This is a genomic window from Pseudomonas sp. 18058, assembly GCF_902706155.1.
GTDB classification, from domain to species: Bacteria; Pseudomonadota; Gammaproteobacteria; order Pseudomonadales; family Pseudomonadaceae; genus Aquipseudomonas; species Aquipseudomonas rustica.
The window spans coordinates 1-18,236 of record NZ_CACSJY010000044.1 but is presented as its reverse complement, the minus strand read 5'-3'; the positions used below and the strand labels follow the sequence as shown (position 1 = coordinate 18,236).

The 18,236-nt window shown below is 59.9% G+C and carries 18 protein-coding genes; 9 read left to right on the top strand and 9 right to left on the bottom strand.

Annotated features, from left to right (window positions below):
- Nucleotides 1-8 precede the first annotated feature (8 nt).
- From mltB to GVL50_RS21125, 7 genes are all read left to right on the top strand, one after another.
- Nucleotides 9-1,019, top strand: coding sequence for a lytic murein transglycosylase B (gene mltB / locus GVL50_RS21155; protein WP_053124170.1), 1,011 nt, complete (start codon nucleotides 9-11; stop codon nucleotides 1,017-1,019).
- Nucleotides 1,019-2,032, top strand: coding sequence for a septal ring lytic transglycosylase RlpA family protein (locus GVL50_RS21150; protein WP_159814959.1), 1,014 nt, complete (start codon nucleotides 1,019-1,021; stop codon nucleotides 2,030-2,032). The genes mltB and GVL50_RS21150 overlap by 1 nt, the downstream gene beginning before the upstream one ends.
- Nucleotides 2,033-2,222: 190 nt before the next feature.
- Nucleotides 2,223-3,380, top strand: coding sequence for a D-alanyl-D-alanine carboxypeptidase family protein (locus tag GVL50_RS21145; protein ID WP_053124166.1), 1,158 nt, complete (start codon nucleotides 2,223-2,225; stop codon nucleotides 3,378-3,380).
- Nucleotides 3,381-3,465: 85 nt separating this feature from the next.
- Nucleotides 3,466-3,741 (top strand): DUF493 domain-containing protein, encoded by a 276-nt coding sequence (locus tag GVL50_RS21140; RefSeq protein WP_039761816.1) that lies wholly within the window; start codon nucleotides 3,466-3,468, stop codon nucleotides 3,739-3,741.
- A complete protein-coding gene (gene lipB / locus GVL50_RS21135; protein ID WP_038361904.1) occupies nucleotides 3,741-4,388 on the top strand; it encodes a lipoyl(octanoyl) transferase LipB in 648 nt (215 codons plus the stop codon). Before GVL50_RS21140 ends, lipB begins: the two co-directional genes overlap by 1 nt.
- A gap of 25 nt (nucleotides 4,389-4,413) precedes the next feature.
- Entirely contained in the window at nucleotides 4,414-5,412 is a 999-nt protein-coding gene (lipA, locus tag GVL50_RS21130; RefSeq protein ID WP_161806657.1) for a lipoyl synthase, read from the top strand.
- Between the two features lie 107 nt (nucleotides 5,413-5,519).
- Nucleotides 5,520-6,467, top strand: coding sequence for an LD-carboxypeptidase (locus GVL50_RS21125; RefSeq protein ID WP_159814958.1), 948 nt, complete (start codon nucleotides 5,520-5,522; stop codon nucleotides 6,465-6,467).
- A gap of 87 nt (nucleotides 6,468-6,554) precedes the next feature.
- On the opposite strand, the gene GVL50_RS21120 is transcribed toward GVL50_RS21125, so the two are convergent.
- From GVL50_RS21120 to leuS, 5 genes are all read right to left on the bottom strand, one after another.
- Nucleotides 6,555-7,877 (bottom strand): lytic murein transglycosylase, encoded by a 1,323-nt coding sequence (locus GVL50_RS21120; RefSeq protein ID WP_159814957.1) that lies wholly within the window; start codon nucleotides 7,875-7,877, stop codon nucleotides 6,555-6,557.
- Nucleotides 7,878-7,938: 61 nt separating this feature from the next.
- Entirely contained in the window at nucleotides 7,939-8,103 is a 165-nt protein-coding gene (gene arfA, locus GVL50_RS21115; protein ID WP_053124158.1) for an alternative ribosome rescue factor ArfA, read from the bottom strand.
- Between the two features lie 175 nt (nucleotides 8,104-8,278).
- Nucleotides 8,279-9,316, bottom strand: coding sequence for a DNA polymerase III subunit delta (gene holA, locus GVL50_RS21110; protein ID WP_159814956.1), 1,038 nt, complete (start codon nucleotides 9,314-9,316; stop codon nucleotides 8,279-8,281).
- Nucleotides 9,317-9,355: 39 nt separating this feature from the next.
- Entirely contained in the window at nucleotides 9,356-9,961 is a 606-nt protein-coding gene (lptE, locus tag GVL50_RS21105) for an LPS assembly lipoprotein LptE (protein WP_053124154.1), read from the bottom strand.
- Nucleotides 9,962-10,048: 87 nt separating this feature from the next.
- Nucleotides 10,049-12,655 (bottom strand): leucine--tRNA ligase, encoded by a 2,607-nt coding sequence (leuS, locus tag GVL50_RS21100; protein ID WP_159814955.1) that lies wholly within the window; start codon nucleotides 12,653-12,655, stop codon nucleotides 10,049-10,051.
- Nucleotides 12,656-12,909: 254 nt separating this feature from the next.
- On the opposite strand from leuS, the gene GVL50_RS21095 reads away from it, so the two are divergent.
- Nucleotides 12,910-13,233: a hypothetical protein gene (locus GVL50_RS21095; RefSeq protein ID WP_053124151.1), complete on the top strand. Its 324-nt coding sequence runs from the start codon at nucleotides 12,910-12,912 to the stop codon at nucleotides 13,231-13,233.
- A gap of 104 nt (nucleotides 13,234-13,337) precedes the next feature.
- Nucleotides 13,338-14,099: a YdcF family protein gene (locus tag GVL50_RS21090; RefSeq protein WP_159814954.1), complete on the top strand. Its 762-nt coding sequence runs from the start codon at nucleotides 13,338-13,340 to the stop codon at nucleotides 14,097-14,099.
- Nucleotides 14,100-14,187: 88 nt separating this feature from the next.
- Here GVL50_RS21090 and lnt read toward each other — a convergent pair whose 3' ends face one another.
- From lnt to GVL50_RS21070, 4 genes are read right to left on the bottom strand one after another with little or no spacing between them, the layout of a single operon-like run.
- The gene (gene lnt, locus GVL50_RS21085; RefSeq protein WP_159814953.1) at nucleotides 14,188-15,711 is read right to left on the bottom strand and encodes an apolipoprotein N-acyltransferase; all 1,524 of its coding nucleotides are present in this window, start codon (nucleotides 15,709-15,711) and stop codon (nucleotides 14,188-14,190) included.
- A 17-nt stretch (nucleotides 15,712-15,728) separates the two neighbouring features.
- Complete coding sequence (locus GVL50_RS21080; protein ID WP_007909641.1) at nucleotides 15,729-16,568, bottom strand: HlyC/CorC family transporter; 840 nt, start codon at nucleotides 16,566-16,568, stop codon at nucleotides 15,729-15,731.
- A gap of 5 nt (nucleotides 16,569-16,573) precedes the next feature.
- Nucleotides 16,574-17,068, bottom strand: a complete 495-nt coding sequence (gene ybeY, locus GVL50_RS21075; protein ID WP_053124144.1) for an rRNA maturation RNase YbeY — start codon at nucleotides 17,066-17,068, stop codon at nucleotides 16,574-16,576.
- Nucleotides 17,061-18,059 (bottom strand): PhoH family protein, encoded by a 999-nt coding sequence (locus GVL50_RS21070; protein WP_038361873.1) that lies wholly within the window; start codon nucleotides 18,057-18,059, stop codon nucleotides 17,061-17,063. The genes ybeY and GVL50_RS21070 overlap by 8 nt, the downstream gene beginning before the upstream one ends.
- Between the last annotated feature and the right edge of the window lie 177 nt (nucleotides 18,060-18,236).

Sequence of the window (18,236 nt, the reverse complement as noted above, 5' to 3'; positions counted from 1 at the left end):
AGAGTTCAATGCAAGTAATGCGTGGCTGGGCGACTCGATGCGCGCCGTGGGTTGGCCTGGTTGGCCTCCTTGGGAGCGTGCAGGAAGCGCTGGCCGGCGAATACGAAGGCTCACCTCAGGTGGCCGAGTTCGTCGGTGAAATGACCCGCGATTATGGTTTCGCCGGTGAACAACTGATGGGTGTGTTCCGCGAGGCGCAGCGCAAACAGTCGATTCTCGACGCCATCTCCCGACCTGCCGAGCGGGTCAAACAGTGGAAAGAATATCGCCCGATGTTCATCACCGACGCGCGCATCGCCCGTGGTGTGGACTTCTGGCGTCAGCACGAGGCTACGCTGGCCCGAGCCGAGCAGGAATACGGCGTACCGGCACAAGTCATCGTGTCGATCATCGGCGTCGAGACCTTTTTCGGACGTAATACCGGTAATTTCCGGGTGATCGATGCCTTGTCGACGCTCGGTTTCGACTATCCTCCCCGTGCCGAATTTTTCCGCAAGGAACTGCGTGAGTTCCTGCTGCTGGCGCGTGAAGAACAGGTCGATCCATTGACCCTCAAAGGCTCGTACGCCGGGGCAATGGGCCTGCCGCAGTTCATGCCGAGCAGCTTCCGCGCCTACGCGGTGGATTTTGACGGTGACGGCCACATCAATATCTGGAACAACCCGGACGATGCGATCGGCAGCGTTGCCAGCTATTTCAAGCGTCACGGCTGGGTTGCGGGTGAGCCGGTGGTCAGCCGCGCCGATGTCCGTGGCGAGCAGGTCGATGAAGGCCTGACCACCGGCATCGAGCCGACAAAAACGGTCGGAGAGTTGCGGGCGCTGGGCTGGTCAAGTCATGATGCGCTGCGCGATGATATGCCGGTTACTGCATTTCGCCTCGAAGGCGAGAACGGCCCTGAATACTGGATGGGCCTGAAGAATTTCTACGCGATCACGCGTTATAACCGCAGCGTGATGTACGCCATGGCCGTACATCAACTGTCTGAACAGCTGGTACAAGCACGGGGCGTCAAGTAATGCAGGCATTGCCTAACAATAAACCCCTGAAGCTGGTGGCCTTCGCTGCGTTGGCAGTACTGGTCGCCAGTTGCACGACCAGCCGTTCGCCGACGCCGAAAACAACCTCATCCACTGCTGTGCGTGCGCAGCCGGGTCTGGACATCAACCGTGCGCACAAAGACGGCGCACCGTGGTGGGACGTCGATGTCTCGCGTATTCCCGATGCCACGCCGACCCTGCACACCGGCCCGTACAAGGCCAACCCGTACACCGTACTGGGCAAAACCTACTTCCCGTTGCAGGAATCCAAGACCTACGTCGCGTCTGGCACGGCGTCCTGGTACGGCACCAAGTTTCACGGTCAGAACACCGCCAACGGCGAGGTCTACGACCTGTACGGCATGAGTGCCGCCCACAAGACATTGCCACTGCCAAGTTACGTTCGGGTGACCAACCTGGACAATAACCGCACGGTGATTCTGCGCGTCAATGACCGTGGGCCGTTCTATTCCGATCGCATCATCGACTTGTCCTACGCCGCCGCGAAAAAACTCGGTTACGCCGAAACCGGCACTGCGCGCGTCAAGGTCGAAGGCATCGATCCGCAGCAATACTGGGCCGCCAAGGGTCGTCCGGCACCGCTGATGCTCAACGAGCCGCAGGTCGCGCAGAACAGCGCGCCGGTGATCACGGCTTCGGCCGGCACCGTCGAGCAATGGACGCCGCCACCGCAGCAACATGCCTCCGACACCGTCCCCGTGCCGATGAGTGCAAAAAAAAACGCTTCTGCAACAGCAACTGGCCAGTATCTGCAGGTGGGCGCGTTCGCCAACCCGGACGCTGCAGAACTCCTGAGGTCGAAGCTCAGCGGGATGGTGAGCGCTCCGGTGTTTATCAGCTCGATCGTGCGCAATCAGCAGACCCTGCATCGGGTACGCCTGGGGCCGATCGGCTCGCCGGGTGAAATTGCCCAGGTGCAGAACAGCGTGCGCCTGGCCAACCTTGGTTCGCCAAGTGTGGTCACTGAATAAGTAGCAACGTAGAACTTGATTGACGGTTCACCAGCGATTGGGGGGTGAACCAGGTTGTTGGCTCGTCGAAGAACAAAAGCCCGGCAAGGGTGACTGGAGTGAGCAACTGAACCCGCGATGGCCCGTTAGAAAGCCATCTGATTAAATTTTGTCCGCAAGGGCAGTTTCCATTAGCGATTTCGAGAGACGGATGAACATCACCACCTTTGCCAAACGCCTGTGTCTGCTAGTCCCGCTGCTCCTCTCGCCAGCCGCCTTCGCGGCCGAGATGATGCCGTCGCCACCACAACTGGCCGCCAAAGCCTACGTTCTGATGGACGCCAGCAGCGGCAACGTGCTGGTAGAGAACAATGGTGACCAGCGTCTGCCACCGGCCAGCCTGACCAAACTGATGACCGCGTACATCGCGACCCTGGAAATCCGTCGCGGCCAGATCGGTGAAAACGATCCGGTGACCGTCAGCGAAAACGCCTGGCGCACCGGCGGTTCGCGGATGTTCATCAAGGTTGGCTCGCAGGTGACTGTCAGCGACCTGCTGCACGGCATCATCATCCAGTCCGGCAACGACGCCAGCGTCGCACTGTCCGAGCACATCGCCGGCAGCGAAGATGCGTTCGCCGACCTGATGAACAAGACGGTCACCGATCTGGGCATGACCAACACTCACTTCATGAACCCGACCGGTCTGCCAAACCCTGAGCACTATTCGTCGGCTCACGACATGGCGATTCTGGCCCGCGCGATCATCCACGAAGACCCGGCTCACTACGCGATCTACTCGCAGAAAGAGTTCTTCTGGAACGGCATCAAGCAGCCTAACCGCAACCTGCTGCTGTGGCGCGACAAGACCGTTGACGGTCTGAAAACCGGTCACACCGACGAAGCCGGCTACTGCATGGTGTCCTCGGCTGTACGTGACGGCCAGCGTCTGATCGCCGTGGTGTTCGGCACCAACAGTGAAGTGGCTCGCGCCGCTGAAACCCAGAAGCTGCTGACTTACGGTTTCCGCTTCTTCGAAACCCAGACCTTCTATCAGAAGGGCACCGAACTGGCTCAAGCCCCGGTGTGGAAAGGCACCACCAATCAAGTCAAGGCCGGCCTGGCTGAAGACCTGACCATGACCCTGCCAAAAGGCCAGCTGAAGAAGCTCGCTGCGAGCATGACCATGAACCCGCAACTGATCGCGCCAATCGCCAAGGGCGACGTGATCGGTAAAGTCGAAGTCAAACTGGAAGACAAGGTCGTGCACAGCGCTGACCTGATCGCTCTGGATGGCGTCGAGGAGGGTGGTATCTTCCGCCGCATGTGGGATAGCATCCGTCTATTCTTCTTCGGCTTGTTCAACTGATTTGTGTTGACCTGCATGGCCCCGCCCCGATCCGGTGCGGGGCCATGCGCGTTAACACGGCTTGCGCTCTAGAGGCCGTTACGCCATGACCGATACCGAAGTAAAGGCGCCAAAGATCGAATTCCCTGTAACGGATTATCCCGTTAAGGTGATCAGCGATACCGGTGTGGGCAACAAAGACAAGATCATCGACATCGTCAAAAAACACGCGACCATCAATGATGAGCGCATCGACGAGCGTCAAAGCACCAACGGCAAATACACCACCATCCAGTTGCACATCGTGGCGACCGATCAGGATCAGCTGTACAACATCAACAGCGAACTGCGGGCAACCGGTTTCGTGCACATGGTGCTGTGATGTCCGGCACGCTGGGCTTTCGTGAGCTCGGCCAGATGGCGTACGAGCCGGTCTGGCATGCCATGCAACGCTTTACCAACGAACGCGGCAGTGATGCCGCCGACGAAATCTGGCTCGTCGAACACCCGCCGGTGTTCACTCAGGGCCAGGCCGGCAAGGCCGAACACTTGTTGCTGCCGGGTGATATCCCGGTGGTGCAGGTCGATCGCGGCGGGCAAGTGACTTATCATGGCCCCGGCCAATTGGTCGCTTACCTGTTGCTGGATGTCCGCAAGCTGGGTTTCGGCGTGCGTGATCTGGTCAGCCGCATGGAGCTTTGCCTGATCGAACTGTTGGCCAGCTACGGGGTAACCGCAGCGGCCAAGCCAGATGCTCCCGGCGTCTACGTCGACGGAGCGAAAATCGCTTCTCTGGGTTTGCGGATTCGCCACGGTTGTTCCTTTCATGGCCTGGCCCTGAACGTGGATATGAACCTGGAACCGTTTCGACGGATTAATCCCTGCGGCTATGCCGGGCTGGCGATGACCCAGCTGAGCGACCACGCAGGATCGATTGAATTTGCCGAGGTAAGTGCCCGGCTGCGCGCGCAGCTCGTCAAACACCTCGACTATGCTGAGCAGACGACCCTGACGGGCGGAATCGACTGATATGACTACTGATGCAGTGCAAACCATGATCCCGACGCTCGACGTGACCGAGCGCCCGGCCCCGCGTCCCAAGGTAGAAGCGGGCGTCAAGCTGCGCGGCGCCGAGAAGGTTGCACGCATCCCGGTAAAGATCATTCCGACCACCGAGCTGCCGAAGAAACCTGACTGGATTCGTGTGCGCATCCCGGTTTCGCCGGAAGTCGACCGGATCAAGAGCCTGTTGCGCAAACACAAGCTGCACAGCGTTTGCGAAGAAGCGTCCTGCCCGAACCTCGGCGAGTGCTTCTCCGGCGGCACCGCGACTTTCATGATCATGGGCGACATCTGCACCCGTCGCTGCCCGTTCTGCGACGTCGGCCACGGTCGTCCGAAGCCACTGGACGTCAACGAGCCGGAAAGCTTGGCCATCGCCATCGCCGACCTCAAGCTCAAGTACGTGGTGATCACCTCGGTTGACCGCGACGACCTGCGTGACGGCGGTGCCCAGCACTTTGCCGACTGCATCCGCGAAATCCGCAAGCTGTCGCCGAACGTGCAACTGGAAACCCTCGTGCCGGATTATCGTGGCCGCATGGACGTCGCGCTGGAAATCACCGCCGCCGAGCCGCCAGATGTGTTCAACCACAACCTGGAAACCGTGCCGCGCCTGTACAAGGCTGCGCGTCCGGGTTCGGATTACCAGTGGTCGCTGACCCTGCTGCAACGCTTCAAGCAGATGATGCCGCACATCCCTACCAAATCCGGCCTGATGCTGGGTCTGGGCGAGACCGACGAAGAAGTCATCGAAGTCATGAAGCGCATGCGCGAACACGACATCGACATGCTGACCCTCGGTCAGTACCTGCAGCCGTCGCGCAGCCACTTGCCGGTGCAGCGTTTCGTGCACCCGGACACCTTCGCCTGGTTCGCCGAAGAAGGTTACAAGATGGGCTTCAAAAACGTTGCCTCGGGCCCGCTGGTGCGTTCTTCGTATCACGCTGACGAGCAAGCGAAGCTGGTCAAGGCTGAGTTGATGGGTTCCTGATTCAGCGCTGAATAAAATGCCCGCCGTGGCTTTAAGTCCGGCGGGCTTTTTTTTGCCTGCTTTCCTGACTACTGTGTGCGCATGACTTCACACTGGGAGCCCCATGGATGACCGTTCGACCGACCCACAGCCTATTTCCGCATAAACCCGTGCCGGCGCTGCCGTCAGAGGGCGTGATCGGCGTTATCGCGCCTGCCGGGCCGGGTGCGCTGGACAGCGACAAGGCGGTGCAGTGGATGCGCGCTCGCGGTTATGCGCTGAAGGTGTTTCCCGGCGTCTATGAAAAGGATGGCTATCTGGCTGGCAGCGATGAGGTGCGGCTTAACGATCTGCACGCAGCGTTCGCCGATGCCGAGGTCGATGCAATCATTTGCCTGCGCGGCGGCTACGGCACGCCGCGCCTGCTGGATCGGATCGACTACGACCTGCTCAGCCGAAACGCCAAACCCTTTGTCGGTTACAGCGACATCACCGCGCTGCACCTCGCGATCAGCCGTTACGCCGGGTTTGTGACCTTTCACGGGCCGCTGCTCAACGCTGACCTGCTTGGTGACAAAGAGCCCCCGACCGTGACGTCATTCTTCGCCATGCTGCGTGGTCAGTTGAAAGCGGGGAGTGTGCTCAGCCACCCGGTGGCTTGCCCCTTGACCACCGTTGAGCCCGGCGTTGCCCATGGGCGTTTGCTAGGTGGCAATCTGGCGATGATCGCGGCGACGTTGGGCACGCCTTACGAAATTGATGTCGAAGGGGTGATCCTGCTGATCGAAGACATCAACGAGCCGCTATATCGCATCGATCGATTGCTGACGCAGATGCGCCTGGCCGGGAAGCTGGCGAGGTTGCGTGGGGTGTTGGTGGGGGATGTCGCGGGGGTGGATATGGATGCGTTGAACCGTTTGCTCAAGCAGACGTTCGAGCCGTTACGGATTCCGGTGTTGTCGGGGTGGCGCAGCGGGCATTGTGATCCGAACCTGACGTTGCCGATGGGCGCGCTGGTAAGGCTGGATGCCGGGAAGAAGGAATTGATGCTGGAGCAGGATGTGGTGACCCGATAAAGCAAAAGATCGCAGCCTTCGGCAGCTCCTACAGGGAACGCATTCCAATGTAGGAGCTGCCGAAGGCTGCGATCTTTTGATCTTGCTTTACTGTGTACGCAAGCTCTCAAGCAGCTTATGCGTCGGATACCCATCCGCCGGCCAGCCAAACGACTGCTGCGCACTGCGGATCGCCTTGCGCGTGTTAGCGCCGATAATCCCGTCCGCCGTGCCCGCATCAAAGTTGCGCGCGCTCAACAGGTTCTGCAGTTCAATGCGCTCGCTGCGGCTGAGCGGCATGTCATCTTTCGGCCAGGTGCCGTTAATCAGACCACCGCCACTGAAGCGCTCAGACAACAAACCGACCGCCAACGCATACGACGAAGAGTTGTTGTATTTGAGGATCGCGCGGAAGTTATCCAGCACCAGGAACGCCGGGCCACGATAACCGGCCGGCAGCAGCAGTGCGGCGGACAATTGCTCGGAGCCCGCCGGAGCCTGACCGCCATTCGGCAGAATCACACCCAGTTGGCGCCATTCAGCAACGCTTTTGCGCATCACACCGTCAGCCAGTGTGTAGTTGAAACCGCTCGGCAGTTGCACCTCGAAACCCCACGGCTGACCCCGCTGCCAGCCGGAGCTTTGCAGGTAGTGCGCGGTCGAGGCCAGCGCATCGGCCGGGCTGCCCCAGATGTCGCGGCGACCATCACCGTCAAAATCCACGGCGTGCGTGTTGTAGGTAGTCGGAATGAACTGGGTCTGACCCATCGCGCCAGCCCAGGAGCCAAGCATCTTCTCCGGCGTGATATCGCCCTGTTGCAGGATCTGCAGGGCGGCAATCAATTGCGCATGGGCAAAGCCAGGACGGCGACCTTCGTAGGCGAGGGTGGCCAGCGAATTGATCACTGACTTTGTGCCCTGCAACTGGCCGAAGTTACTTTCCATGCCCCACACCGACACCAGCGCCTGACGGTCGACGCCGTAACGCTGTTCGATGCTTTGCAGAATGTCGGCGTACTGATTGATCAGCGCCTGACCTTTGCGTACGCGCAACGGCGAAAGCGCGCCATCGAGGTATTCCCACACCGGGCGGGAGAACTCCGGCTGGCTGCGGTCAGCGCGGATGATGCTCGCGTCAAAGCTGACGTTGGCAAATGCGCGATCGAACAGCTCAGGGCTAATGCCGGCGGCCAAGGCATCCTTACGGAAGCCTGCTTGCCATTCGGCAAAGGTCTGGGTCGGCTGAAGATCGAGAGAGTCGGCGGACGGCACTACCGGCGGGATGATCGCTGGGGCCGTGGCGACAGGGGCAGCTTGAAGAGGTTGCGCATCGGCGGCGGTGGGTTTTTCCGCGCAGGCGACAAGCAGGATGAAGCTGGAGGCAGCGATCAATTGGCGCACAGGCCAACGATGGGAAAGACTTAGGGGCATGCACAGTTCCAGGGGAAACGAGTCAAGTGCAGACCTTAACATGAGCGGGGGGTACTGCGCTTTAAGCAGCCAGAAAGTAAGAAGCCTCCCAGCTGTCAGACTGGAAGGCTTCGCGGCGGTAGCTGCCTTTACCCTTGGTTGGTCGTTCCTGGCGACTGCGGAACAGGGGCTGGGCGACGATGGATTTGGCCTTGTTGGGGCCATGCTTTGCTGGCTTTTTGCTCATGAGGGTTCTCTCATTGGGGTGGGTTTTGCGGGGGAAATAATCTGCCGATGTTGGGCGTCTGTCTATAGGCCAAATGTGGGCGCGCATTGTAGGAAACAAGAGCAAAAGATCGCAGCGTGCCGCAGCTCCTACAAGGATCGGTGTAGGAGCTGCCGAAGGCTGCGATCTTTTGCTCTTATTCAGCAGGCAGTGTCAGACGCTGGCCAGCCATCAACAATGCCAATCGGCTCAGGCTCATCCACGGCGAACCCGCCGCCTGGCCCTTGATCTGCGCATCAATGCGCTGAGCTTCCAGCAGCAACTGCGCCCAGCGTTGCGCCGTGTAGCGTTGCAGGGCTTTGCTCATCAGCGGTTTGCGCTTGTCCCAGACCGGCGGTTTCGCCTGACTGAAACATTTGTCCAGCGGCGTGCCCTGACTGTACTGCAGCGAGATATTGGCCAGCAGGCGCAATTCCCGCGCCAATGCCCAGAGAATCACCGGCGGCTCGACACCTTCACCGCGCAAGCCTTCGAGCATGCGCAGAGCATGCGCTGGTTCGCCGTTGAGCACAGCGTCGGTCAGGCCGAAAACGTCAAACCGCGCACTGTCGGCCACAGCGGCCTGCACGGTTTCAACGGTGATCTGTCCGCCTTCCGCCATCAGCTTGAGCTTTTCGATTTCCTGCGCGGCGGCGAGCAAGTTGCCCTCGACACGCGCGGCAATCAATTCGACCGCGTCCTGACTGGCCGACAACCCGGCCTGCGACAGACGCTGACGAATCCAGCTCGGCAGTTGATTGGCATCCACCGGCCAGATCTGAATGAACTGGGTCTGCTGGCCTTCGACCAGCGCCTTGCCCCACTTGGTTTTCTGCGCACTGCCATCGAGCTTGGGCAAGCTGATCAACAGCACCGTGTCTTCAGCGGGACGCGAGCAATATTCGATGAAAGCGGCAGCGCCTTTGTCACCGGGTTTGCCCGAGGGCAGACGCAGTTCCAGCAGGCGTTTTTCCGCGAACAACGACATGCTGGCGCCGGCCTGCAACAACGTACCCCAATCGAAATTGGCGCCGGCGGCAAAGACCTGGCGTTCGTCGAAACCTTGCTCGCGGGCAGCACGGCGGATGGCGTCGGCAGCTTCCTGACACAGCAGCGGGTCATCGCCACTGATGATGTAGACCGGCGCAAGGGCGCCTTGCAGGTGTTTACCGAGTTGGGCGGGGGCGAGCTTCATAAGAAAGGTCGAACGGGGCGCCTGAGCGCCCCGAACATCTTACTGCTGCGGTACTTCGAGCGGCGACTGACGCGGGGTTTCCGCTTCAGCTTTCTGCGCCGCTTCCAGGGCCTGGGCTTCTGCCTTGGCGCGGGCATCGGCGGTCGCCTGCAGTTGATCCAGTTGCGCCGGAGTCAGCTGTTGCAGACGCAGCATCATGCGCTGTACCAGTTCGCGACGGGTTTCGCGACGGGCGTCGTTGGCTTCCTGATCGGAACCAACGAGGTTGTTGCCGTCGTGAATGAACACCTTCTGCACTTCAAGCTTGTCGCTCAGCAGGTTCAGGTTGTTGGCGCCGAGAATGTCGTAGCTGAGCACGGTGCTCACCTGATATTCGCCGGTGGTGCCGTTACCCGAGTAGCTGAGGATGCGCTGGTTTTCCTGCTCGTTGGACAGGAACAGCTTGTACGGCGCGCCGGAAACAACCTTCACGCCGCTGGATTCCAGTACCTGGCGCAGTTGCGTCACGGTCTCGCCGTAAGCGTTACGGGCGCTCAGGTCGAGCTCCTTGATCGCCAGTTCGTTGGTGCCGGTACCGCGCAGCTGGAAACCGCAGGCGCTCAACAGAACGGCGAGGCCCATCACCAGCAGATTGCGTTTGATCATTGTGTTGCTCCCCTTGAAACCAGGTGGGCCGACCGTGCGGCCCGAAAGGTTTTACTCGGCGTCAGGCGAACCTGAAGCCCGATCCAATTAGCTGGCGACGATGTTGACCAGTTTCCCCGGCACAACGATCACTTTACGAATGGTCAGACCGTCGACGAAACGCAGAACGTTTTCGTTGCCACGGGCTGCCGCTTCAACTTCTTCACGGGTGGCGCTGGCCGGCATTTCGATCTGGCCGCGCAGCTTGCCGTTGACCTGGATCACCAGGGTCAGGCTGTCCTGCACCAGCGCGCTTTCGTCCACGGCTGGCCAACCGGCGTCGATCACTGCATCGGCGTGACCCAGTTGATTCCACAGTTCGTGGCTGATGTGCGGGGTGATCGGTGCCAGCAACAGCGTTACGGCTTCCAGGCCTTCGTGAACCAGAGCGCGATCCTGTTCGGTGCCTTGTGCGGCTTTTTCCAGCACGTTCATCAGCGTCATCACCTGAGCGATGGCGGTGTTGAATTTGTGGTTCTGGCCGACGTCGTGGCTGGCTTGTTTGATGGCCACGTGGATCGAACGGCGAACGGCTTTCTGCTCGTCATTCAGGCTGGCGATGTCGAGCTTGCCCGGCAAGCCCTGACCAACGTGCGCTTGCGCCAGACGCCAGACGCGCTTGAGGAAACGGTGCGAGCCTTCAACGCCAGAGTCCGACCATTCGGCGCTCATGTCAGGCGGCGAGGCGAACATCATGAACAGGCGGCAGGTGTCGGCGCCGAACTGATCGATCATCGACTGAGGGTCGACGCCGTTGTTTTTCGACTTGGCCATTTTCTCGGTGCCGCCGATTTCCACCGGCAGACCGTCGGATTTCAGCTTGGCGCTGATGACCTTGGCTTTGCTGTCACGTTCGAGTTCTACATCCGCCGGGTTGAACCAGGTGTAAGCACCGTTGGCTTCGCGACGATAGTAGGTTTCGGCGATCACCATGCCTTGGGTCAGCAGGTTCTTGAACGGCTCGTTCGAGCTCACCAGACCTTCATCGCGCATCAGCTTGTGGAAGAAGCGCGCGTACAGCAGGTGCAGAATCGCGTGTTCGATACCGCCGATGTACTGATCGACCGGCAGCCAGTGATCAGCTGCGGATTTTTCCACCAGACCGCCTTCAAAGTGCGGCGAGGCGTAACGGGCGTAGTACCACGACGACTCGACGAAGGTGTCCATGGTGTCGGTTTCACGCTTGGCAGGCTGGCCGCATTTCGGGCAGCTGCATTCGTAAAACTCAGGCATGCGCGCCAGCGGCGAACCGGCACCGTCCGGCACCACGTCTTCCGGCAGAACGACAGGCAGTTGATCTTCCGGCACCGGCACGTCACCGCACGCATCGCAGTGGATGATCGGGATCGGGCAGCCCCAGTAGCGCTGACGGCTGATGCCCCAGTCGCGCAGGCGGAACTGAGTACGCGAGGCGCCCAGTTCTTTCTTGATCAGGGCGACTTCCATGGCGTCGAACGCGCCAGCGAAGTCGAGACCGTCGAACTCGCCGGAGTTGATCAGTGTGCCGTGCTCGCCGTAGGCGTCTTGCCACGGCGCAGGGTTGCTGTCGCCAGAGCTGGTACGCACGACCGATTTAACCGGCAGGTTGTACTTGTGGGCGAATTCGAAATCGCGCTCGTCGTGCGCCGGTACCGCCATCACAGCGCCGTCGCCGTAGTGCATCAGCACATAGTTGGCGACCCACACCGGCAGTTTCTCGCCAGTCAGCGGGTGCTCGACGAACAGGCCGGTCGGCAGGCCTTTCTTTTCCTGCGTGGCGACGTCGGCTTCAGCGACGCTGCCGCCCTTGCATTCAGCGATGAACGCTTGCAGCTCAGGGTTGTTTTTCGCGGCCAGGGTGGCCAGCGGGTGCTCGGCAGCCACGGCGACATAGGTCGCGCCCATCAGGGTGTCCGGACGGGTAGTGAAGACTTTGAGGGTGCCGGCTTCGCCGATCGAATCGACGTTGTACGGGAACTGCACTTCCATGCCGCGGGATTTGCCGATCCAGTTGCGCTGCATGGTCTTGACCTGTTCAGGCCAGCCAGTCAGTTCGTCGAGGCTCTCCAGCAGCTCATCCGCGTAGGCGGTGATCTTGAAGTAGTACATCGGGATTTCGCGCTTTTCGATCAGCGCGCCGGAACGCCAGCCACGACCGTCGATCACCTGTTCGTTAGCGAGAACGGTCTGGTCGATCGGATCCCAGTTCACGGTGCCGTTTTTACGGTAGATCACACCTTTTTCGAACAGGCGAGTGAACAGCCATTGTTCCCAACGGTAGTAATCCGGCTTGCAGGTGGTGACTTCGCGCGACCAGTCGACCGCCAGACCCAGGCTGCGCAGCTGGGTTTTCATGTAGGCGATGTTTTCGTAGGTCCACTTGGCCGGGGCTACGTTGTTCTTCATTGCGGCGTTTTCTGCCGGCATGCCGAAAGCGTCCCAACCCATCGGTTGCAGAACGTTCTTGCCGAGCATGCGCTGGTAGCGGGAGATCACGTCGCCGATGGTGTAGTTGCGCACGTGCCCCATGTGTAGCTTGCCGCTGGGGTAAGGGAACATCGACAGGCAGTAGAAAGTCTCCTTGCCTGGCTGTTCACTGACTTCAAAGGACTTTTGCTCATCCCAGAACGACTGGGCGGCGGCTTCAATTTCACGGGGCTGATATTGTTCGTGCATGGCTACTTTTGTACTGGATAGGGGTGGCCTAATCCTCTTCAACGCAGGTTCCGGGGTTGGCCCGGACGAGCTGGAAGTGGAATTACAGGAAGCGCCGTAGCATACATGACCGCGCTTGGCCTAGGGAAACCCTGATTACAGCTACATGTCCCGCAATACTTGCGTCGGGGCCGTTGGTCGCGGCGTACAGCCGGTTTGTGCAGCGAAGCTAAGCTCTAACTGGGGAGTGAGTCTTATCTTCAATGAGGTGAGGGATGGTGGAGCAACGGCAAAAAAACGTGAATAAACCCGAGTTGTACGAGAGGTTGATCGACCGTCTGGGTATGGCCCTGGACGCAGTAAAAACCGCTGACCGGCTGCGCGACGAGCGCCCCCTGGAACTGGAATTGCGTGGCTTGAGCCCCGCTGAGTTCAAACTGGTCAAGGCCTATCTGGATCGCAGTGAGCGTGAAACGCACGGCTGCCTGTCACAAGCAGTGAAGCAGCTCGATGCAGCACATTCGGCCAAGGTCATCTGGCTCAAGGACAAGGCGCCCGGCAGAGACACCGTCAAAGTACGGGCTATGCAGGCCAAGTAAGCGCATGGCAGGTCAAGAAACGGATCTTTTTCAACGGGATCCCACCTACTGGTTGTAACGCGTTATTAACACTCTTAGGCTTCGGGCATCTTTGGAGATGCCCGATGCCCTTTCGCTATTTCATCAAACAACTTCTATTGCCGCCCGGCATTCTTTTGCTGCTGTTGCTGGCTGCGTGGTGGCTGCGCCGCTCGCGACCGCGATTGGCTGGATTGTGTTTTGCCATTGGTTTTGGTGGGTTCTGGTTGATGAGCCTGCCCGTTGTCGTGCAGTGGGGCGCGAAGGCGCTGGAGCGTGAGCCGCCGCTGGCGCGTGAGGAATGGGCGACGCTGGCGCAACGGGCTGACGCGATTGTGGTGTTGGACTCCGGACGTGAGCGTGGCGATCTGGCCTGGGGTGAAGACCAGCCGACCGGCGTCGGGCTTGAACGTCAGCGTTATGCGGCGCGCCTGGCCAAGGCCTCGGGCTTGCCGATTTTGACTTCGGGCGGCCTGCATTACGGCACGCCGCCGACCGAGGCGAAGTTGATGGCTGATTCACTGCGTGATGACTTCGGCGTGACCGTGCGTTGGCAGGAAGGGGAAAGCCGTACGACGTGGGAGAACGCCAAATTCAGCGCCGACATTCTATTGCCGCAAGGGATCAAGCGCGTGGTCGTGGTGACGCAGGCGTGGCACATGCCGCGCTCGGTATGGAGTTTTGAACAGGCAGGATTTGAAGTGGTGCCGGCGCCGGTGGGCTTTTTGGGCACTGATAACGCGAGACCGTTTGGTGGCTGGTTGCCGGAATTCAAATCGATCTGGCAGAGCGGGCAGTTGCTGAATGAAGCGGTGGGGCAGGTGGGGTATTCGCTGTTTTACCGCTGAAGATCAAAAGATCGCAGCCTGCGGCAGCTCCTACAAGGGTTGAATACAAATCCCCTGTAGGAGCTGCCGAAGGCTGCGATCTTTTGCTTTAAAGGGTTTTTGAGATCCGGCTAGCCATCAGCGCCCAGCCAAACAGCAGCAAACACAAAATCATCAGCGGCCACGAGCGGTATTGCAGATACGGCGTCAGGTTGTGCATCGGCACCACTTCGCCGTACAGCACACCCTGTTCAAACTGCGGAATCTGTTCGGTGATCTGCCCGAACGGGTTGATCAAACCGGTTACGCCATTGTTGGTCGCGCGGATCATCCAGCGACCCGCTTCCAGTGCGCGCATCTGCGCCATCTGCAAATGTTGCAGCGGGCCGATCGAGGTGCCGAACCAGGTGTCGTTGCTGATCGTCAGCAGCAAATCACTGCGCGCCGACAGGCCGGCAGCGAAGTCCGGGTACACCACTTCGTAGCAGATGAACGGCGCAATCTGATAACCCTTGGCTTGCAGCAACGCTTGGTCGGCCGGGCCACGGGCGAAGTCAGACATCGGCAAATCAAAGAACGCGATCAAGCCACGCAGCACGTCCTGCAACGGCACGTACTCGCCGAACGGCACCAGTTTCTGCTTCAGGTAAGTGCCATCGCCTTCGCCGACCACGGTGATGCCGTTGAAGAAGCGTTTTTCGTGACGAACCATTTCGCGGATCGGCACGCCGGTAATCAATGCGGATTTACGCTCGGCGGCGAAGTTGCCCATCATGCTCAGGTAGCCTTCGGCAGATTCCTTGAGCACCGGCACAGCGGTTTCCGGCCAGATCAGCAGATCCACCGGTTTCGAGCGGAAACTCAGATCGCGGTACAAAGCCAACTGCGCGTTGAGTTCGGCCGGATCCCATTTCATGCTTTGCGCGACGTTGCCCTGAATCGCAGCAACGCTCAAAGGCGCGCCCGACGGACTCGTCCAGGCATGATCCTTAAGCGCGAAACCCGCCACCCAAGGCCCGACCAACAGCACCAGACCGGCGACAACAAAAGCTTTGCGGCGGCTTTGCAGCAAACGCGGTGCGTTGTAGATCAGCGCAGCAGTCAGCGCCAGCACAAACCCTACAAGCCACATGCCACCGACCGGCGCGAGCCCCGCTAGCGGGCCGTCGAGCTGGCTGTAACCCGAGTACAACCACGGGAAACCGGTGAGGAACCAGCCACGAAACATTTCCTGACCAACCCACAGCGCAGCAAACGCGAGGGCATCGGCCAGCGGCGCTTCGTTGCGACGCAACCAGCGCGCCCAAATCCAGGCGGGCAGGGCGAAGAACCAGGCAATCGCGGCGGTAAACAGCAGCATCAGGAACCCGGCCAGCAGCACCGAAGCGCCGCCGAAATGGTGGATGCTGTAATAGATCCAGCTGGTGCCGGCGCCGAACAGGCCGAAACCGAAGCACCAGCCACGGCCCAGCGCCTGACGCGGGCTTAGCTCGCGCAGACCGGCGTAGAACAAGCCGACTGCGAGCAAGGCCAGCGGCCAGATGTTGAAAGGCGCCAGAGCGAAGGTGGTGATTGCACCGGCCGCCACGGCCAGCAGGTTACCGGGCCAGCCGGGGCGGGTTGTCCAGCGCATTTCAATCCTTAGAGGTATTACCGGGCGATTGGCGTGAGTCGCAGCAAATGAATCCGACGGCTGTCGGCGTTCAGGATGCGGAAACGATAGGCGCCGATTTCAGTGATTTCGTTGCGTTTTGGCAAGTGCCCGAACGCGCTCATCACCAGACCGCCGACGGTGTCGAACTCGTCGTCGGAGAATTCGCTGTCGAAGAACTCGTTGAAGTTCTCGATCGGCGTCAGGGCCTTGATCAGGAAATCACCACTTGGCAGCGGCTTGATGTAGCTGTCTTCTTCGACGTCGTGCTCGTCTTCGATGTCGCCGACGATCTGTTCCAGCACGTCTTCGATGGTCACCAGACCGGCCACGCCGCCGTATTCGTCGATGACGATGGCCATGTGGTTGTGGTTGGCGCGGAATTCACGCAGCAACACGTTCAGACGCTTGGACTCCGGCACGAACGTGGCCGGGCGCAGCAGATCCTTGATGTTGAAGCTGTCGCCATTTTCCTTGAGGATCAGCGGCAGCAGATCCTTGGCCAGCAGCACGCCCATCACGTCGTCATGGCTTTCGCCGATGACCGGATAGCGCGAGTGGGCCGAGTCGACCACGGCCGGGAGGAATTCACGGGGTGTCTGGGTCGCCTTGATGCTGATCATCTGCGAGCGCGGCACCATGATGTCGCGTACTTGCAGGTCAGCCACCTGAATGGCGCCTTCGACGATGGCCAGCGCTTCGCTGTCCAGCAGTTTGTTCTGATGTGCATCACGCAGCAGCTCGAGGAGCTCCTGACGGTTCTTCGGCTCGTGGGCAAAAGCCTGGGTGAGTTTACCCAGCCATGACTTCTGCCCGTTGCTCGATCGATCTTCGCTCATAGCGATTACTCTGAATCCTTTGTTGTAACGATAGGGGATGTTTCGGTTTCGTCGTCCGCGTACGGATCGGGATAGCCCAATTCGGCAAGCAACTCGCGTTCCAGTGCTTCCATTTCTTCGGCTTCGTCGTCATCTATATGGTCGTAACCAAGCAGATGCAAGCAGCCGTGAATGACCAGATGCGCCCAATGGGCCTTTAGTTCCTTGCCTTGCTCGGCGGCTTCGCGCTCGACCACGGCCACGCAGATCACCAGATCGCCGAGCAACGGGATGTCGAGAAACTCGTCGGGCACGTCTGCAGGGAACGACAGGACGTTGGTCGCGTAATCCTTTTGGCGCCAGGTGTGGTTGAGCTCGCGGCCTTCTTCCTCGTCGACCAGACGAATGGTCATTTCCGAGTCAGCGGTGCGCTGGCGCAGGGCCAGTTCGCACCACAGACGGAAGTCGGCTTCACTCGGCGCGTTCGCTTCAGTCGCGATTTGCAGGTCTAGCTCAAGCATTTCGCGAGGTGTCCTTGGGTGCTTCGTCACGGTTTTCGAAGCGCTCGTAGGCTTCGACAATCCGCTGTACCAAAGGATGGCGCACGACGTCTTTCGGCTGGAAGTGCGTGAAACTGATGCCCGGCACGTCTTTGAGCACTTCGATCACATGGTGCAGACCCGATTTGGTGCCTTTCGGTAGGTCGACCTGGGTGATGTCACCGGTGATGACCGCTGTAGAACCAAAGCCAATCCGCGTGAGGAACATTTTCATCTGTTCAACGGTGGTGTTCTGGCTCTCGTCGAGAATGATGAAGCTGTTGTTCAGCGTACGACCGCGCATGTAGGCCAGCGGCGCAACTTCGATCACCTGGCGTTCGATCAGCTTGGCGACGTATTCGAAGCCGAGCATCTCGTAGAGCGCGTCGTAGAGCGGGCGCAAATACGGGTCGATCTTCTGCGACAGGTCGCCGGGCAGGAAGCCGAGTTTTTCACCCGCTTCAACCGCCGGACGCACCAGCAGGATGCGGCGGATCTGCTCACGTTCCAGTGCATCGACAGCGCAAGCCACGGCCAGATAGGTCTTGCCGGTACCGGCCGGGCCAATGCCGAAGTTGATGTCGTTACCGAGGATTTCCTTCACGTAGCGCAGCTGATTCAAGCCGCGCGGGCGAATCATGCCTTTCTTGGTGCGCAGGGCAACGGAGGCTTCGGCGGGGGCGTGATTGTCCAGCTCGACCACGGCCGATTCCTGCAGGAACAGGTGCACCGTATCTGGCGACAGCTCTGAACCTTTGGTTTCCCGGTACAGGCGACGAATCAGATTTTCCGCAGACGTGGTGTGTTTGGGGTCGCCGATCAGCTCGAACTGGTTTCCGCGGTTGCGGATCTCGATCGTCAGGCGCTGTTCGATCAAGCGTAAATGCTCGTCGAATTGCCCGCACAGATTGGCGAAGCGGCGAGCCTCAAAGGGCTCGAGGATAAAACGATGTGGTTCTATGGGTGCGTTCAAGGTCGTATTTAGCCGCCCTGGGGCAATTAAGATGAAATCAAGGATAACGCCAGAGGCTTGGGTGCGAAAGCTCTTAAATAAGGTTGCCCGGTTTCAGACTCTGACGCTGTACCTGTGGGAGCGGGCTTGCTCGCGAAAGCGTCGTGTCAGCCACCATAAACGTTGCTGATACACCGC